This window comes from Mesoflavibacter zeaxanthinifaciens DSM 18436, from assembly GCF_000422365.1.
GTDB classification, from domain to species: Bacteria; Bacteroidota; Bacteroidia; order Flavobacteriales; family Flavobacteriaceae; genus Mesoflavibacter; species Mesoflavibacter zeaxanthinifaciens.
In genome coordinates this window covers 103,079-119,744 of record NZ_AULQ01000005.1, presented here as the reverse complement: position 1 = coordinate 119,744, position 16,666 = coordinate 103,079, and the positions used below count along the sequence as shown (strand labels likewise).

Here is a 16,666-nt window from a genome sequence, read left to right as displayed (position 1 = left end):
TATAGTAAAATCCTGAAATGTTTTCCTCAGACATTTCGGGATTTTTATCTTATTTCATTACTTTTCTAACCCAACTAATTGATACATGCCAAAAAAATTAGTCATAGTCTGTTTAATTAATTTCTTTATTGCTGCAGTAATGGGATTGACTTTGCGTTTTTCTTTTATAGACTCTATTGATATTAATTATCGGTTTTTAACGCATGCGCACTCGCACGTAGCCATGTTAGGTTGGGTATATTTAATGTTATATGTACTTTTTGTACATTATTTTGTTCCAGAAAAACTTAAGGTCTTCAATCGGTTGTTTTGGCTAACAGAAGTTGCTGTAATTGGCATGATGCTTACTTTTCCGTTTCAAGGATATGCTGCTATTTCTATTACGTTTTCAACCTTACACATTTTTTGTAGTTACTACTTTGTGTATCTAATTTGGAAACACTGCAAAACCTCATCAAACGTAAGTCAAAAGTTGTTAAAAACAGCATTGTTATTTATGGTTGTTTCTACCTTTGGTGTTTGGTGTTTAGGTCCAGCAGTAGCAACACTTGGTCAGTCGTCTGCGTTTTATCAAATAGCAATACAATTCTTCTTACATTATCAGTTTAATGGATGGTTTTTAATAGCAGTTTTAGTGGTCTTTTTTCATCTTTTACAGGTTGAAAATTCTAAAATATTTAAACAGTTTTTCTGGTTATTAATTGCATCAACTTTATTAACCTTTGCATTGCCAACTCAATGGTTTGCACCTCATGATAGTTTATTGTGGATTAATGGTTTTGGTGTTGTTATCCAAATTTTAGCGCTGTATAAATGTTTTCAACTTATAAAACCGAAAATAAATACGCTGACAAATCAGAAAAACAAGCTAATATTTTATATGTATTGTTTTGCGCTGATTTGTTTTGTTTTTAAAGTAGTTTTTCAGTCACTTTCTATTTTACCTGAGTTTTCTCAAGTAGTTTATGAGCATCGTAATTTTGTTATTGGTTTTATCCATTTGTTAATGCTTGGTGTTATTAGTGGATTTTTATTTGCTTTTATCTTGAAAACTGATTTGGTTACGGTTTCAAAATCACTAACTTTTGGTGTTTATAGTTTTGTCTTAGGCTTTGTATTAACCGAATTATTACTGCTCATTCAAGGCATCAAGTACTATTTTAAAAGCGGAATCCTAACAGAATATTACCTGCTATTATTTTTATTTAGCATTTTATTGCCTTTAGGCATTAGTTTTATTTTATTAAATATTATTAAATCCAAAAAGTATGCAACATCAGCCACAAAAAAGACATAAAGCCTTGCAACCCTTAAGCAGAGAACATCATTTTGGCTTGTTATTGTGTTATAAAATTAAAATGGGTTTTCGATATCAGATAGCGACAAAACGTATTAAGACGTATGCTGACTGGTTTTACAAAACCCATTTAATTCCGCATTTTGAAATGGAAGAAAATCACATTTTTCCCATTTTAGGCAATGATCACGAATTGGTAAAACGTGCTTTGACAGAACACAAAAATTTAATACACTTGTTTGAAGAGAGTAATGATGAGACTATAACGTTGCAGCATATTAAAGACCAATTAGAACAGCATATAAGATTTGAAGAACGTGTGTTGTTTCCTGAAATACAAAAGATAGCTACGGAAGCAGAATTAATTGATATTGAAAAAATTCATCAACCAGAAGTTTTTGAAGATAATACTGATGATGAATTTTGGACAAAATAGGTCCAAAGATTATGTCGTCTTTTGATTATCAAATTAAAGGTTTTATCCTGTTTTCAAAACTTTGGGATTTTACTTCCGATGATTATCAGAATTAGTTTTTATAAACCTTTAATGGTTTCTTGTCATTTCGACAAAACGAGTGACGAGAAATCTCTTTATTATAAGATTCCTCTTCGTGCCTCATTCTTAATGACAGAAATACTTTTAAAAAAAGACCTCACAGATTTTAAAACCTGTGAGGTCTAATAGGTTTATGATTTATATATTTTTTAGTTCACACATTTAACCATGTTTATATCATTTTCAAGGAAATACATAAGATAAATTCACATAAAAATTGCGTCCTTGTCTTGGTATATTATTCCAGTCTGCATAGGTAGAATAATTGGCGTCTAAAATATTTTCGATACCATATTTTAGAATTGTTTTTCCGTTTTTACCATAAAATGCATGACCTAAATTAAGGTTTAAGATAGCATATGAAGCGGTTTCATTTTCGCCATATAAACTACTAAAATTACTTTGATTGCCATTACCTTCTAGCTGTAAAGCTGCATTAAATTTTGATGTATTGTAATTAAATTCAGCAAAATAAGAGAACGGTTTTATAAGTGGTAAATTTTTGTTATTGCTTCCTTTACCATAGTTATAACCAATAGTTCCGTTTACTGATAATCGCTCAGAAATTTTATAGCTACTGTTTAAATAGATATCAAAAATAGAAGCATGGTTTAAAGCATTATAAACGCGTACTCCATTAGCACCAATAGTCATAGAACTTACGTTTGGCGCTAAATCTCCGATTATATAATCCATAATATAAAAGTAAGATGATTGTAAGCCAATTTCAAAATCATTGAATTTTTGGTTGAAACTAAAGTTGGCTTCTAGCGCTTTTTCATCTTTTAAATTTGGATTGCCTATGTAGTCATAATTATCAAAACTATTAAATATAAAAAAACCATAACCTTCACTTACCGATGGTGCACGTTCGCCATAACCTAAACCAAAAGAAAGCTTATAATTGTTCTTATTATACTTGTAAGCAGACGCAACACTTAATAGCGTTCTGTCTTTGGTGTCTTCTACATTATCATGAAAAATACCTAAACTTTCTACGCCTTCTTCTTTGGCTATCCTGTTGTTGTGTAAACCAAAGCGTACAGAAGATTCTAGGCTAGAATTATCGTTTAAATAATATGCGTCTTTGGCAAAAATACCTGTGTAACGTGTTCTAATATCTGGCCAAGTGTACATAAACATATCTGGTTCATTTGGGTTGTTAGAAAACATGGTCATTTCAGCTAAAGATTTATTATAAAACCCATTTAAGTTAAGAGATACATGGTGTTTGTCTTTAATAACATCTGCTTTGCTGTAAAATCCATAGGTATCACTCCATCCAGGCATATCCATTCTTATAGGAACAATTGGTCGCTTGGTGTCGTCCATTATATGAGTGATAGTGTTAAAATACAATTTGGTTTCTAATGTTTTTAAGGCTTTGTTTTCTGGTGTGTAATGATGGGTTAATGAGCTAATTAAAGCTTCTGCCAAAGATACATCCATTGGTAAAGCAGGATAGCCAACATCTGTGGCTTTGTCGTAAATAATATTGGCGTCTAGGCTTTGGGTTTCAGAGAATTTATAACCTGTTTGTAAGGATAGATTATATTTTTCGAACTGAGAATATAATACTTCTTTATTGTTACCAGCATCATAATTATCAGATGTTCTAAAAATCCCATCTGCACTTATAAAAAACTTGTTGCCTGCATATTCCAGATCTAATCCTGTAGCTTTGTAATTTCCGTTAGTTTCGTAACCTAAATCGATACTTGATTTTAGACCAGAACCATTAAATTTAGAAGTAGGTAATTGCAAATCGATGCCTCCACCAACACAATGTCCGTTTTCGGTACCTTCTTGACCAGAACCAATAGTTACTTTGTCAAGATTTGATACATCTACGTAGGATGTAATGGGATCCATTTTGTCAGTACAAGCACCAAAAATCTGCATGCCATCAATGGTTACTACCAAACGCTGGCTAACCATGTTGTTAACCGTTGGTTCCCAAGCATAATTACCTCGTTTTATCATCGTAACATTATTGGATTTTTCTAAGTAATCATCAATACTAGATAATGTTTTTTCTTGTCTGTGATTACTAAATTTACGTCGCGATACGATAAGGACTTCTTCTAATTTTGTCGTGTCTTTTTTGGCTTCTTCTTGCTGGTCTTGTGTAAAACCAGTTGCAGATACTAGAAGACATAAAAAGACTAATAGTTGCATTTTCATAGCAAAAAATTTTAGTGTTTAAATAAGTGTGAAATGCTGCCAATTTGAGAACAGCCGAAAAAACGGCTATTATTATCTTTTCTATAGCATTTCGACTGCGCTCAATATGGCATATAATAAAAATTAGAATTCTAGGTCTAAATATAAACTGCTAGATTCATTGTTTTCAGTAACATCTTCACCTTTTAAAACAGTTCCGGACGCGTCTAAAAGCTTCAGATTAAGCTTCCAATAGCCAGTCATTGTTAAGGATAAATTTCCGTAGTAAAAATGATCTGCACTGTTATACGTTAAATCTGTATTATTTGGTGAGCTATGATTACCCATTCCTGGCATACGCGGATCTAAAGCAATGGTGTAATCTTCCACAACTGGAAACGTCATCATATTTTCCATTTTAAAAAGACCTACTTTCATGTTATTTATTGCTATACTTGGGGCTTTAGGCGCTATCAAAGCTACAATATATCTACTATCGTCGCTACCCATAAAACTTGCAGTATTCTGGTTTTCGTATTGCATAACGTTTATAGTTTCTGTTACAGAATAGTCCACATCGTTAATAGTATAATCTAAAGTTAAAGACCAACCAGAACCATCTTCAAAAGTCATCTGATAGATTATAAAACCTTGGTAAACCGTATCTTTTCCTATTGCTTTTGTGATTTCGGATTTAGGACATGAATGTTGCATCGTTGGCATTTGCATTACTGGCATCCAAGAGATTGTAGCATCTTCTACGTATGTATTTGTGTTATTGTCTTTAATTCTTAAGCTAATCATGTTGTAACCAGTTTCAAACATTCCTTTTTCGTTATAAAGTTCTATGGATTGGTCACCATTTTCTATGGTTTTAATAAGTTGTAAATTTTCAACTTCATTAATTAGCATTGTGTCGTCATTATCGTCTGTTGAACATGAAAAGAATAGCGTAAAACATACGATTGGTAATAAATATTTAAGTTTCATTATTATAGTGTTTGAGTTAATTTTTTGACATAATTATCTTGTTTTGAAACCATTTTGGCATCAAAAAAGAAAGAAATATGCTCTAAGAGCATCACGAAAAAATTAACACAAATTTGGTGGTGGTGTATCTATAGTATAAAAGCCAGTAGTTGGTGCTTTTATTTTATAATATAGATTACTGTGTAGTTGAGATATTTGAGAAAATTCCTCAACGTTTAGATGTCTAAAAGTATTAATAACAAAAAAGTCTAAGTGCGTTCTTTCATTGTCTGGCAATGGTGCATTTTGATTAGAATTGGTGTTATTTTCTGCCAGTTCTATTGTTAATTGACACTTACCGTTACATCCTTTTTGATTTTCTTTTTGGATACAAAGTGTTTTAGCTATAACCTCTTGGTTAATCACAAAATCGGTTACAATAACGACATTGTTAATGTTGTTCGCTAATAAAACGAATGTTAAAAACAAGGCAGTTAATTTATATGTAACCTTTAATATCATGTTGCTAAATTAGGACAAACTTGTCCTAAATAATATGATTTATGTCAGCTAATAATTAGTTTTTAAAATAGTTAAAATAGGTTGCTGTTAAGCGTTGCAAATGTCTTACTTTTTTGTCTATTTCTGAAGTGTTATCTAGTTCTTTTATCTCTGAAATTTCTTCTATAATAGGAACCAGTACTACATGAAGTTGGTCATGCGCTTCGCCAGTCATATCACAACTTTTAATGATATAACTGGTTTGCTTTGAAAGCGATTTGCCTAGTTTTTTAGCACTCTTAAAATCATTATGTTTTAAAATCGAATCAATGCGCTGCATTCCAATATGCGTTTCTTTATTAGCAACCCATTTCTGGTTGTTATTAAGTGTCAAACCTTCTAATTGTATAGAAGAAGTTGTCTGAGGATTAGACTGGTCGTTTTTGCAACCAAAAACGAAAGCTAAAATAAGTAATGCTATGGCAAATTTAATTTTCATAATGGTGTGGTTTTAATGTCGATTAGTAGCTTAAAAATCTTTTTTCTTAGACTTAAATATAATTCTTAAAACAGGTAACACAACCCAAACGGTAAGCATAATAAAAGATATAATTAACCCAAAGCTAGTTCCAAAAAATTGCTTAAACACTGCTCCTGTATAGCCTAGTAAGGCTGAAATATCTAGTTTTAATAAAATTAATGTTCTTGATAAATCTATAGGATTTAGCATCGTACCGATTAAAGATACTTTGTCTAGAGGATAATCTTCAAACATAATTAGTGTCATCAAAAACAGACCATCATAAATGACTGCCAGGAATAACCAAAGCAAAATTGCATATCCAAAACCTTTAATTTTATTCTCGTTAGATAAGGCAATATTAAAAGCTAAAGCAGTAAAAATTAGGGTTAAAAATGTACCTGTAATAAGTAGTAATGAAAAGTCCCAAATGGCACTACTTTCAAACAAACCATAAAACACAAAAGGCAATCCTAAGCCTAAAATTAAACTCATAGAAAGTGATAAGGCTACACCTAAATATTGGCCTAAAAAAATAGACGAACGCTTTAAGGGTTGTGCTAATAAAAGCTCTGTAAATTCTTTGGAATTGTAATAATACATAACGCCAAAAATAGTTCCTATTAAAGGTACTAAAACAATAATAACGTTCATTAGCGTTATGACTGCTTTTGATAGGTCGTTGTTTAAAAACAACAGGACAATACCAAGCAGTAAATAGAATGCAAAATAGACGTAACTCCAACGACTACGCATTAAATCGAAAAAACTATATTTTAATATTTTAAGCATGATTGTCTGTTAATATAGACGCAATCGCGTGTTCAAAATCAGGTTGATCGGTCTTGTTTTTTAATTTTTGAATAGTGCCTTTAAAATAGATTTTACCTTCGAGGATAAACACAATTTCATCCGAAATTTCTTCAACAAAACTCATAATATGAGAAGTGATTAAGATGGTTTTTCCTTTTTCTTTTTCTGCACTGATTAAATCTTTTAATCTAATAAGAGAAATTGGGTCTAAACCTGTAGTAGGTTCGTCCAAAATAATTAATGGACTATCAAACATAAAGGTTAAAACCAGGTTGACTTTTTGTTTGGTTCCACCAGAAAGATTGCCTAATTTTTTATCTAAAAAGGGTTCTAATTTGAAGAGTTCTATTAATCGTTGATCTTCATTGGTGGGTTTGCGCAAATCCTTAATCATCTTGATTAATTCTTTAACACGAAGATTACTTGGGAAATTGGCTATTTGCGGTAAATAATCAATTTTATGTCTGTAATCAGAATTCTTTTTAATGTTCTCATTTAAAACGGTAATGTTTCCCTTATCAGGAATTACCATGCCTAAAACCGATTTTATCAATGTTGTTTTACCAGACCCATTTGGTCCAAGAACTGCAAAAATACCGCCTTCAGTTATGGATAAATCAACACCGCTTAGCACTTGATTTTTACCAAATTTTTTATGTAGATTCTCTATAGTTACCATGTTATTTTTTTCATTTGAGGGTTGTTGTCCATTAAATCATCTGGAGTAAATACGGGAGATACTTTTTCAGAAAAATCAATAATATCTATAAACATACTACGCAGTAAAATAATGGTTTCTGGTGTGCGATTTACAATGTAAGAGAATAGTTTTACTGGTCTGTAAGGCACATCTCCAATACCATCTTTGTTAAGATCGTAACCTGTGTAATTGCTCCAATAGTTTTTATCAAATTCGTTGTCATTAACCTTGCTATTATAGGCAATATCAAAAGAGTTATATAAAAAGTTATTTTGGGTAAATTTATTAGTGTAGCATGCTCCTTTTACTTTAATGGCCCAACCATTGTTAGAAAACGTGTTTTGCTTGTAATTAATACGATTAGAACCTTCAATATTAATCCCAATCGTGTTGTTTTCAAAGGTATTGCCTTCAATTTCTGCATCGTTTATTTCTTTTAACAGCAAACCATAAGAAGCCGTTCCCCAATTTTCCTTAAAAATATTGTTGTACATCTCTATGTGTTTAGAAAACATTACGGCAACGCCTGCACCATTATTTTCGAAAATATTGTCTTGATAAATATCGTCATTAGAAAACATAAAGTGAAGTCCATAACGCACATTTAATGCGCTTACATTGTTTTTTATGACACAATCATCAGAAAATTCTAAATAAATACCATCACGTACATGTTGTACAAAATTATGTTCTATTTTTACGTTATTGCTATACCAAAGTTGGATGCCGTTACCAGAATTATATTCTTCTACAGCATCACCAATAATTTTGTTATGAAACACTTTGCCGTCTCTGGATTTTTCGATGTAGATACCAAAAAAAAGTTTTTCTAGTACTAAATTCTGAATCAAAAAGTTTTTACTGTTTTTAACGCGTATTGCAGCATAATCTTCAGTGTAACTAGTCCCAACGTTTATGATAAACAATCCATCAACAGTTACGTTGTCTGAGGTAATAGTAATGATTTCGCCTTTTAATTCGCCATCAATTACAGGATAGTTTTCACCTATAATAGTTAAAGGCTTATTGACGTTAACATCAAACTCTTTATAAGTACCAGATTTAACAACTATTGTATCAAAATCTTTTGCATGTGCAATTGCTTTTTTTAAAGTTGAAATGGGACAGGTCTTGCATACGGTTATATTTTGAGCAATACTTAGCTTTGTCATAAAAATGACAGACATAACAATGAAAAATGTTTTCATGATACTAGTCTTTAAATTTGGCTAGTAATTCTTCCCAGGTATATAAATCGCCACCTTTTTCAGCTTGAAATTCTTTAGCATCTGCTTCATTTTTAAAAGCAGATAGAAATGCGCCCATTGGACTTGGAATATTTTTACTGATTAAAAATGTAGCTTCGGTAGCGTCTATTAAAGCTTCTGGTTCTGTGTAGTTGTTTGATAGATAAAGTTCAATCTCAGATGTGTCAAAATCTTTTCTGAAATTAATCATACATTCTGTTGCATCAAACATGTAAACTTTTCCTTTTTTAGTAACAATCTCTGCAGCATGTACTTTATCTACAATAGTCATTTTACAAAAATGACAGCCATCGCTTCCGTAGTCTATTGGTTTTGGTGAAACATTACAGCTAAAAACTAATAGCAGTAATGAAATAAATATATAGTGTTTTAGTGTTTTCATTTTTAGTGTTTTTTTCCGATCTTAAATCCTTCCTAAAGGGAAGGGTTTATTTAAGAAGGGAGTTTTTTATGTCTTTTTTTACCTATAAAATAAGCAACAAATCCTGCAGCAATACCTAAACCTAAAAATAATGCTCCAAATTGAGGATACGAATGTGCTCTAAAATTTAAGATGTCTTTACTTCCAAAAAGTGGTGGCTGAAATCCCATTTGGGTCCCATCCGGATTGGTAAACTTCATGATGGCTTTTGGGTCTAAATTGTGACCATAATCGTGTTCCCAGAGGTAAAAGTCATACATTCCGGCAGCACTTAAAATAATCATTAATATAAACCAGCCTAAAAACCATTTGTAATTTCCTTTCCAAGCAATTAGCAATCCTAAAATTGTTGTTATAATAATACCAGCTGGAAAAATTTTAAACTCCGGAATTGCTTCTGGAATATATTGCATCCCAACATAATGATTCATTAAGTTTATGTTTTTAATATCATGCGGATTGGCATCTACAAAGTCATTAATATGTATATACATACCTAAAGGTGTAGGATATTGTGGTGCTTCCAGCGTAATTTTCCAAAGCGGAAATAAAAATAATCCTAATGGTAAAATAGCTGCCAAGAACATTATGAGGTTAGACTTTTTCATAATACAATAATTAACTTTTATATTTTTATTTGTTGTAGTGTATTTAATAGAAAGGCGAGAGCGAAAAACAACTCTCGCCTTAGTTAGAGAAATAAACACTAAAACAAAATCTCTCTAATTTTATAGATTTGTTATTCTATGTCTTCTCCCATAGACCATTTTAATGGTACATCAGAATTTTTAGGTGATACTCTTATATAACCTTGCATTTCTTGGTGTAGTGCAGAACAGAAATCTGTACAATAAAATGGCCATACACCAACTTTAGTAGGTTCCCAAACAGATGTTTTTGTTTGTCCAGGCATAACTAACAACTCAGATGTGTTTTGTCCTAGTACCGCAAATCCATGAGGTACATCAAAATCTTGCTCTAAATTAGTGACATGGAAAAATACTTTGTCACCTAATTTGATACCTTCAATATTATCTGGTGTAAAGTGACTTCTAATAGTAGTCATATAAATATGAACTTCATTACCTTTTCTTACCACTTTAGCATCTGAATCTGAAAAAGCAGCGTAAGGATGTTTATTTTCTTCTAAGTTGTAGATTTTTTGAGAACGTTCTTTTACTAAGTCTGCTTCCATTGCAGCAGCATAATGAGGCTCTCCGTGTGTAGGGAAATCTAACAATAGTTCCATTTTCTCTCCAGAAATATCGTACAATTGAGCCGAATGTTCCATTTCTGGACCAGTTGGTAAGTATCTGTCTTTTGTGATTTTATTCATCGCAAACATGTATTTACCTTGTGGTTTTCTTGAGTTTCCTCCAGGAATTGTTAAGTGACCAACTGAGTAATATGTAGGTTTTCTGTCAATGACTTCCCAAGTTCCTAATTTCCATTTTACAACTTCAGATGAAATAAAGAAAGTCGTATATGCATTTCCTTCATCATCAAACTCAGTATGTAATGGGCCAAGTCCAGGCTGTTCAACAGATCCTGCTAAAACATCTTCAAAATTTAAGATCGGAATTCCGTATGCTTCACCAGCAAACTTTTCATCTTCAATAGCTTTTAACATTTTAGAGAATGAATGCACTGTTAAGTTGGCAGATAGCTTACCATTACCAACAATATATTCTCCAGAAGGATCTACATCACAACCATGAGGAGATTTTGGTGTTGGTAAGAAATATACAGCTCCTGGTACTTCAGTTGGATTAATCACACGTACTTCTTTTTTCATTGTAGAAGTTGCAGTGTGTGTATGCTCGTCATAGACATTGTGTGCATACTCTGCAGGCATCATTTTTCCGCCTCCGTTATTTACGTATTCTTCAATTTTTTTCCAGTTAATAGCTGCAATAAAATCTTTATCGTTTTGTGAAGCGTTAACCTCTAGTAGTGTATTTGCTTCTTCAGTATTATAAGTAGTGAAGAAAAACCAACCATGAGATTTTCCGCGTCCAGGATGTGATAAGTCGTAGTTAAAACCAGGCATTAAAACTTGGAATTTGATATCCATATTACCTGTTTCTGGTGCTACGCTAATAAATGATAGTGCACCTTGAAAATTACCTTTATACTCTTTAATTGGCATATCACGTTGTGGTACAGGTACAGAAAAACGTGTTCCTGCTACTACATACTCTGTATTTTCTGTGACAAATGAAGAACTATGATTACCAGCACTATTTGGTACTTCAATAATTTCGGTAGTTTCAAAAGTTTTTAAGTCAATTTTTGCTATTCTTGGTGTGTTATTTTCATTTATAAAAATAAAACGACCATCAATTTCTCCATTGGTTTGAGAAATATCTGGATGGTGAGAATCTCCCCAAGGAATAAATCCATGAGAGGTATTTAGCATTGGTTTTGTTTCTTCAGAATATCCATAACCTGAAGTAGGAAACTGTGAAAACACAGGTATTTCTTTAAACATTCTACCAGATGGTAAGCCGTAAACGGTTAAATTTCCACTGTAACCACCAGAAATAAAGGCGTAATGCGAGTCGTGCTCACCAGGAGCTACATAGACTTTTTCGGCTATGTTACTTGATAAGGCTCCAGATTTTCCGCCAGACTTACCAGAGTTATTACAGCTTGTAAATGCGGCAAATACCGCTACAATTGCAAGTGTTGATTTTAATATTTTTTTCATTTTTGTTTATTTTTAAATAGTGTTTGTAGTTATTCTGAAGGTGGTAATAAAACTTTATCAATGACGTGGACTATGCCGTTACCAGCATTAATACTAGCTAGTATTTTAGCACCACCAATCATGGGTTCGTTATCAATTACTTCTACTTTTACATAGGCGTTGTTAGCTTGACCTAATTTTTTAAATTTCTTTAAAAAGTCTTTGGAGTAGTTTCCTGGAGTTACATGATACTTCAAGATATTAGCTAAAGCATCTTTGTTTTCAGGTTTTAATAAATTGTCTACTATTCCTTCTGGTAAAGCTTCAAAAGCTTCATTAGTAGGAGCAAAAACCATTAATGGTCCTGCGTTTACTAAAGCGTTTTCTAAAGACGCAGCTTGTACAGCTGCTACAAGTGTTGTATGGTCTTTAGAGCCCATTGCAATACTTAAAACAGTTGAACTCTTATCATCCTCAATAAAGGCTTGTCCAGACTTTTTTGAAGGTTTTGAGGCTTCGTTAGTAACTTCTGTTGTGGTTGTTGAGTCTTTGTTTGCATCCTTACAAGAGTAGAATAAAACTGCAATTGTAAAGGTTAAAAACAAGATTTTAATTGGTTTTTTCATGGTTTGTTATTTTAAGGTTCTAAAATATTCTAATACAGCTCTGGCATCTTCTTCTGATAGTCCTTGATTTGCCATTGGTGCTCCATTAAATTCTATTAAAAGTTCTTTAGCTAATGGGTCTTCTTTAACCATAACTTCAGGATTCAAAATCATATTCATTACCCATTCTGGCGCACGACGATCTAAGATGCCAGCAGGAGCTGGACCAATAAATTTCTTGTCAGGTCTGTGGCAAGCAGTACACATTTTTTTAAATATCTCAGAGCCTTGTGTTGCCATTTTTTTATCTATTTCAGCACCTAAATCAATGTTTTTTATAGGTCCTACACCTTTGTTATCTAAAACTACTTTGTCAGAAGCTTTTACTTTTTCAGGTGTTTTTGTTGTTGTTTTTTCAGTTGTTGTTTTCTTTTTATAAGAAAATGTTTCTTTTTTCTTTTCTTCTTTTCCGCCACAGCTAATTAGTAGTGTTGCAAAAAAAATAATCATAAGTTTTAGTGTTGTTTTCATAATGTTTAGTTTAATGTTTGTACTTAATAAGATAACAAATCTTTGATAAAATTACAAATAGAAGCTAGTTCAAAACATGACAAAAATCATATTTAGGATAAATTTATCCTAATTATATATATTTTTTTTTGCTAAAGAAAAAACCTCTTCATTTAAATACAAAGAGGTTAGATTATATGTCTAAAGATTTTTTTATTTTTTTAAAATAATACCCTAACAAAAGGCATCCAAGCATCTGCATAAATACTTTTGTCTTTGTCATAAAGTACATCGTATCTAATACCAAAAGTAATGTTGTTTGTACGGTAACCAGCACCTACAAAAAGAGCAGGATACCAATAATTATTATCTAGATTATTAGAAAAGTTACCTTCAAACTTTCTATTAACATTTAAAGCTTCAAATTCAGTAGAAAGTTGTATTTCATTTATAGGATTATAAATTCCAATAACGCTACCTCCAAAAATTGTAGATTTATAAACATTTTTTTGTCTATTATACGTCCCATTTAAGCCAACACCTAATCCGTATTTACTATTAAATTGATAGATAGCATTAGGTGCTAAGGTGGCACTAAAAAAACCATCGCCTGTACTTAAACCAAAACCGCCACCAAATCTTACGTTTTCCCAGAAATCACTTTTGTTTTTTGTTAAATTACCTTGACAAAATGATAAACTCGTAAAAAACACACTAAATATTAGCAATAATTTAAAATCAAGTTGTTTTAAGTGGATATTTTTCATAATCATCAATTTAGTTAAATGTAAACGTTATAAATATAATAAAACCATCGCTATATTTGGTAAAAGTTGTATTTTTGATAAAATTTTGTTGAAGCGAACACGACTTACAAATAATAATGGATAAATATTCCTTTTTAAACGCAGCACATACAGCATATTTTGCTGAATTATACGATCAATATTTAAAAAACCCTGACTCTGTAGAGCCAAGTTGGAGAGCATTTTTTCAAGGTTATGACTTTGGAAGTGAAAACTATGGAATGGAAGGAGAAATTGTAGAAGGTGTCTCGGCACAAATACCAGAGCATCTTCAAAAAGAATTTCAGGTAGTAAATTTAATAGATGGTTACCGTAGTAGAGGTCATCTTTTTACTAAAACCAATCCAGTTAGAGAGCGTAGAAAATACGCGCCAACATTAGAACTAGCAAATTTTGGTTTGTCTGAAGCAGACTTAGATACCCAGTTTAATGCAGGTGAAATTTTAGGTATAGGTACACAATCTTTAAGAGAAATTTTAAAACACTTAGATAGTATTTATTGTGATTCTATTGGTATTGAATATATGTATATACGTCAGCCAGAAGAAATTAAATGGATACAAAATAAGTTAAACATAAACGATAATCAACCAAGTTTTACTGCCGATCAAAAAAAGCATATTCTAAAAAAGTTAAACGAAGCTGTATCTTTCGAAACCTTTCTGCACACTAAATACGTTGGACAAAAACGTTTCTCTTTAGAAGGAGGAGAATCGTTAATCCCTGCATTAGATGCAGTAATAGAAAAAGCAGCAGAGCTAGGTGTAGAAGAATTTGTAATGGGTATGGCACACAGAGGTCGTTTAAGTACCCTAACAAATATCTTTGGTAAATCTGCAAAAGATATTTTTAGCGAGTTTGATGGTAAAGATTATGAAGAAGAAGTCTTTGACGGAGATGTTAAATATCATTTGGGTTGGACAAGTCAACGTAGTACAGATACAGGAAAAAAAATAAATTTAAGTATAGCGCCTAACCCTTCGCATCTAGAAACAGTAGGAGCAGTGGTAGAAGGTATATCTAGAGCAAAACAAGATCAAAAACATAAAGATAACTTTAGTAAAGTATTGCCGATTGTAGTACATGGTGATGCAGCAATTGCAGGTCAAGGTTTAGTTTACGAGATTGTTCAAATGGCTCAACTTGACGGTTACAAAACAAACGGAACTATCCATGTTGTTGTAAATAACCAAGTAGGATTTACAACAAATTATTTAGACGCCAGATCTAGTACTTATTGTACAGATGTTGGTAAGGTAACCTTGTCGCCAGTATTACACGTTAATGCAGACGATGCAGAAGCTGTAGTACACGCAATGTTATTTGCTTTAGATTTTAGAATGAAATTTAATAGAGATGTATTTATAGATTTATTAGGTTATAGAAAATATGGGCATAACGAAGGAGACGAACCTAGATTTACCCAACCAAAACTATATAAAGCAATTGCAAAGCATGCAAATCCTAGAGATATCTATGCAGAGAAGCTAATTAATAGCGGAGTTATAGATAAAGATTACGTAAAGCAATTAGAGACAGATTATAAAGACCAACTAGAAGAAAAATTAGAAGATTCTAGAAAAGAAGATAAGACAATCATTACTCCATTTATGGAAGACACGTGGAAAGATTTTGTACGTGTAGACGAAAAAGTAATGATGCAAACTGTAGATACAACTACAAGTAAAGAGAAGCTTGCAGATATAACCAAAGTAATATCAAACTTGCCAGAAGATAAAAAGTTTATCAGAAAAATAGAAAGATTAATCCAATCTAGACAAACCATGTTTGACGAGAACAGGTTGGATTGGGCTATGGCAGAGCATTTAGCTTATGGTACTTTACTAACCGAAGGTTACGATGTACGCATAACAGGACAAGATGTAGAGCGTGGTACTTTCTCTCACAGACATGCAGTTGTAAAAGTAGAAGATAGCGAAGAAGAAATAGTATTACTAAATAATTTAGATAACAATCAAGGTCATTTTTATATTTATAACTCATTATTATCAGAGTATGGAGTTGTAGGTTTTGACTATGGTTATGCTATGGCTAGCCCAAAAACATTAACCATATGGGAAGCTCAGTTTGGAGACTTTAGTAACGGAGCGCAAATCATGTTAGACCAATATATATCTTCAGGAGAAGATAAATGGAAAACACAAAACGGACTAGTAATGCTTTTACCTCATGGTTATGAAGGTCAAGGAGCAGAGCACTCCTCAGCTCGTATGGAGCGTTACTTACAATTATGTGCAAAAGACAATATGTTTGTTGCCGATTGTACTACACCTGCAAATATGTTCCATTTGTTAAGACGTCAAATGTTATCTAATTACCGTAAACCATTAATAGTGTTTACACCAAAAAGTTTGTTACGTCATCCAAAATGTGTTAGTACGGTAGAAGAGTTTGCTAACGGAAGTTTCCAAACGGTAATCGAAGATACTTCAGTAAAAACCGAAGATGTAAAAACATTAGTATTTGTAACAGGAAAATTCTATTACGATTTAGATGAAGAAAGAGAAAATCTAAACCGAAACGATGTAGCTATAGTAAGGATAGAACAGTTGTTCCCGTTACCTGTAGAAAAAATAAGAGAAATTTTAGATAAATATAAGCATGTAGAAGATGTGGTTTGGGCACAAGAAGAGCCAAGAAACATGGGAGCATATATGCATATGATGATGCACTTAGAAGAGGCTAAAAACTTTAGAGCAGCATCTAGAAGACCTTATGGTGCACCAGCAGCAGGAAGTTCTGTAAGATCTAAAAAACGTCATAAAGAAGTTATAGATTTCGTTTTTGACAAAACAAAAAATAACCAGCGATAAGCTTTTAATTCAAT

16 protein-coding genes are annotated in these 16,666 nt (G+C 32.2%); 3 read left to right on the top strand and 13 right to left on the bottom strand.

The window, feature by feature from the left end; genetic code table 11:
* The first annotated feature begins 85 nt into the window (after window positions 1–85).
* Together H574_RS0105050 and H574_RS0105045 are read left to right on the top strand one after the other, a co-directional pair.
* Window positions 86–1,297 (top strand): hypothetical protein, encoded by a 1,212-nt coding sequence (locus H574_RS0105050; RefSeq protein WP_027879520.1) that lies wholly within the window; start codon window positions 86–88, stop codon window positions 1,295–1,297.
* Complete coding sequence (locus tag H574_RS0105045) at window positions 1,269–1,733, top strand: hemerythrin domain-containing protein (protein ID WP_027879519.1); 465 nt, start codon at window positions 1,269–1,271, stop codon at window positions 1,731–1,733. Before H574_RS0105050 ends, H574_RS0105045 begins: the two co-directional genes overlap by 29 nt.
* Window positions 1,734–2,036: 303 nt before the next feature.
* On the opposite strand, the gene H574_RS0105040 is transcribed toward H574_RS0105045, so the two are convergent.
* The 13 genes from H574_RS0105040 to H574_RS0104980 all read right to left on the bottom strand — a co-directional run bounded on the left by H574_RS0105040 (window position 2,037) and on the right by H574_RS0104980 (window position 13,779).
* Window positions 2,037–4,037, bottom strand: a complete 2,001-nt coding sequence (locus H574_RS0105040; RefSeq protein WP_027879518.1) for a TonB-copper family protein — start codon at window positions 4,035–4,037, stop codon at window positions 2,037–2,039.
* Window positions 4,038–4,160: 123 nt separating this feature from the next.
* On the bottom strand, window positions 4,161–5,006 hold the full coding sequence (locus H574_RS0105035) for a hypothetical protein (protein ID WP_027879517.1): 846 nt from the start codon (window positions 5,004–5,006) through the stop codon (window positions 4,161–4,163).
* Window positions 5,007–5,108: 102 nt separating this feature from the next.
* On the bottom strand, window positions 5,109–5,474 hold the full coding sequence (locus tag H574_RS0105030) for a hypothetical protein (protein ID WP_155912584.1): 366 nt from the start codon (window positions 5,472–5,474) through the stop codon (window positions 5,109–5,111).
* A gap of 88 nt (window positions 5,475–5,562) precedes the next feature.
* Window positions 5,563–5,985, bottom strand: a complete 423-nt coding sequence (locus H574_RS0105025; RefSeq protein WP_027879515.1) for a hypothetical protein — start codon at window positions 5,983–5,985, stop codon at window positions 5,563–5,565.
* A gap of 30 nt (window positions 5,986–6,015) precedes the next feature.
* Window positions 6,016–6,798 carry an ABC transporter permease gene (locus H574_RS0105020; protein ID WP_027879514.1) on the bottom strand — a complete coding sequence of 261 codons (783 nt, stop codon included), beginning with the start codon at window positions 6,796–6,798 and terminating at the stop codon, window positions 6,016–6,018.
* Window positions 6,791–7,498 carry an ABC transporter ATP-binding protein gene (locus H574_RS0105015; RefSeq protein ID WP_027879513.1) on the bottom strand — a complete coding sequence of 236 codons (708 nt, stop codon included), beginning with the start codon at window positions 7,496–7,498 and terminating at the stop codon, window positions 6,791–6,793. Before H574_RS0105015 ends, H574_RS0105020 begins: the two co-directional genes overlap by 8 nt.
* Window positions 7,492–8,727, bottom strand: a complete 1,236-nt coding sequence (locus H574_RS0105010) for a nitrous oxide reductase family maturation protein NosD (protein WP_027879512.1) — start codon at window positions 8,725–8,727, stop codon at window positions 7,492–7,494. Before H574_RS0105010 ends, H574_RS0105015 begins: the two co-directional genes overlap by 7 nt.
* Before the next feature lie 4 nt (window positions 8,728–8,731).
* Entirely contained in the window at window positions 8,732–9,169 is a 438-nt protein-coding gene (locus H574_RS0105005; protein WP_027879511.1) for a nitrous oxide reductase accessory protein NosL, read from the bottom strand.
* A 50-nt stretch (window positions 9,170–9,219) separates the two neighbouring features.
* Window positions 9,220–9,816, bottom strand: a complete 597-nt coding sequence (locus tag H574_RS0105000) for a hypothetical protein (protein ID WP_027879510.1) — start codon at window positions 9,814–9,816, stop codon at window positions 9,220–9,222.
* A 131-nt stretch (window positions 9,817–9,947) separates the two neighbouring features.
* Complete coding sequence (gene nosZ, locus H574_RS0104995; protein ID WP_027879509.1) at window positions 9,948–11,918, bottom strand: Sec-dependent nitrous-oxide reductase; 1,971 nt, start codon at window positions 11,916–11,918, stop codon at window positions 9,948–9,950.
* Window positions 11,919–11,947: 29 nt separating this feature from the next.
* Window positions 11,948–12,523: a fasciclin domain-containing protein gene (locus H574_RS0104990; RefSeq protein ID WP_027879508.1), complete on the bottom strand. Its 576-nt coding sequence runs from the start codon at window positions 12,521–12,523 to the stop codon at window positions 11,948–11,950.
* A gap of 6 nt (window positions 12,524–12,529) precedes the next feature.
* A complete protein-coding gene (locus tag H574_RS0104985; protein WP_027879507.1) occupies window positions 12,530–13,033 on the bottom strand; it encodes a c-type cytochrome in 504 nt (167 codons plus the stop codon).
* A gap of 200 nt (window positions 13,034–13,233) precedes the next feature.
* On the bottom strand, window positions 13,234–13,779 hold the full coding sequence (locus H574_RS0104980; RefSeq protein WP_027879506.1) for a hypothetical protein: 546 nt from the start codon (window positions 13,777–13,779) through the stop codon (window positions 13,234–13,236).
* A 116-nt stretch (window positions 13,780–13,895) separates the two neighbouring features.
* Here H574_RS0104980 and H574_RS0104975 point away from each other — a divergent pair, with 116 nt between their 5' ends.
* Complete coding sequence (locus tag H574_RS0104975) at window positions 13,896–16,652, top strand: 2-oxoglutarate dehydrogenase E1 component (protein ID WP_027879505.1); 2,757 nt, start codon at window positions 13,896–13,898, stop codon at window positions 16,650–16,652.
* The last annotated feature ends 14 nt before the right edge of the window (window positions 16,653–16,666 follow it).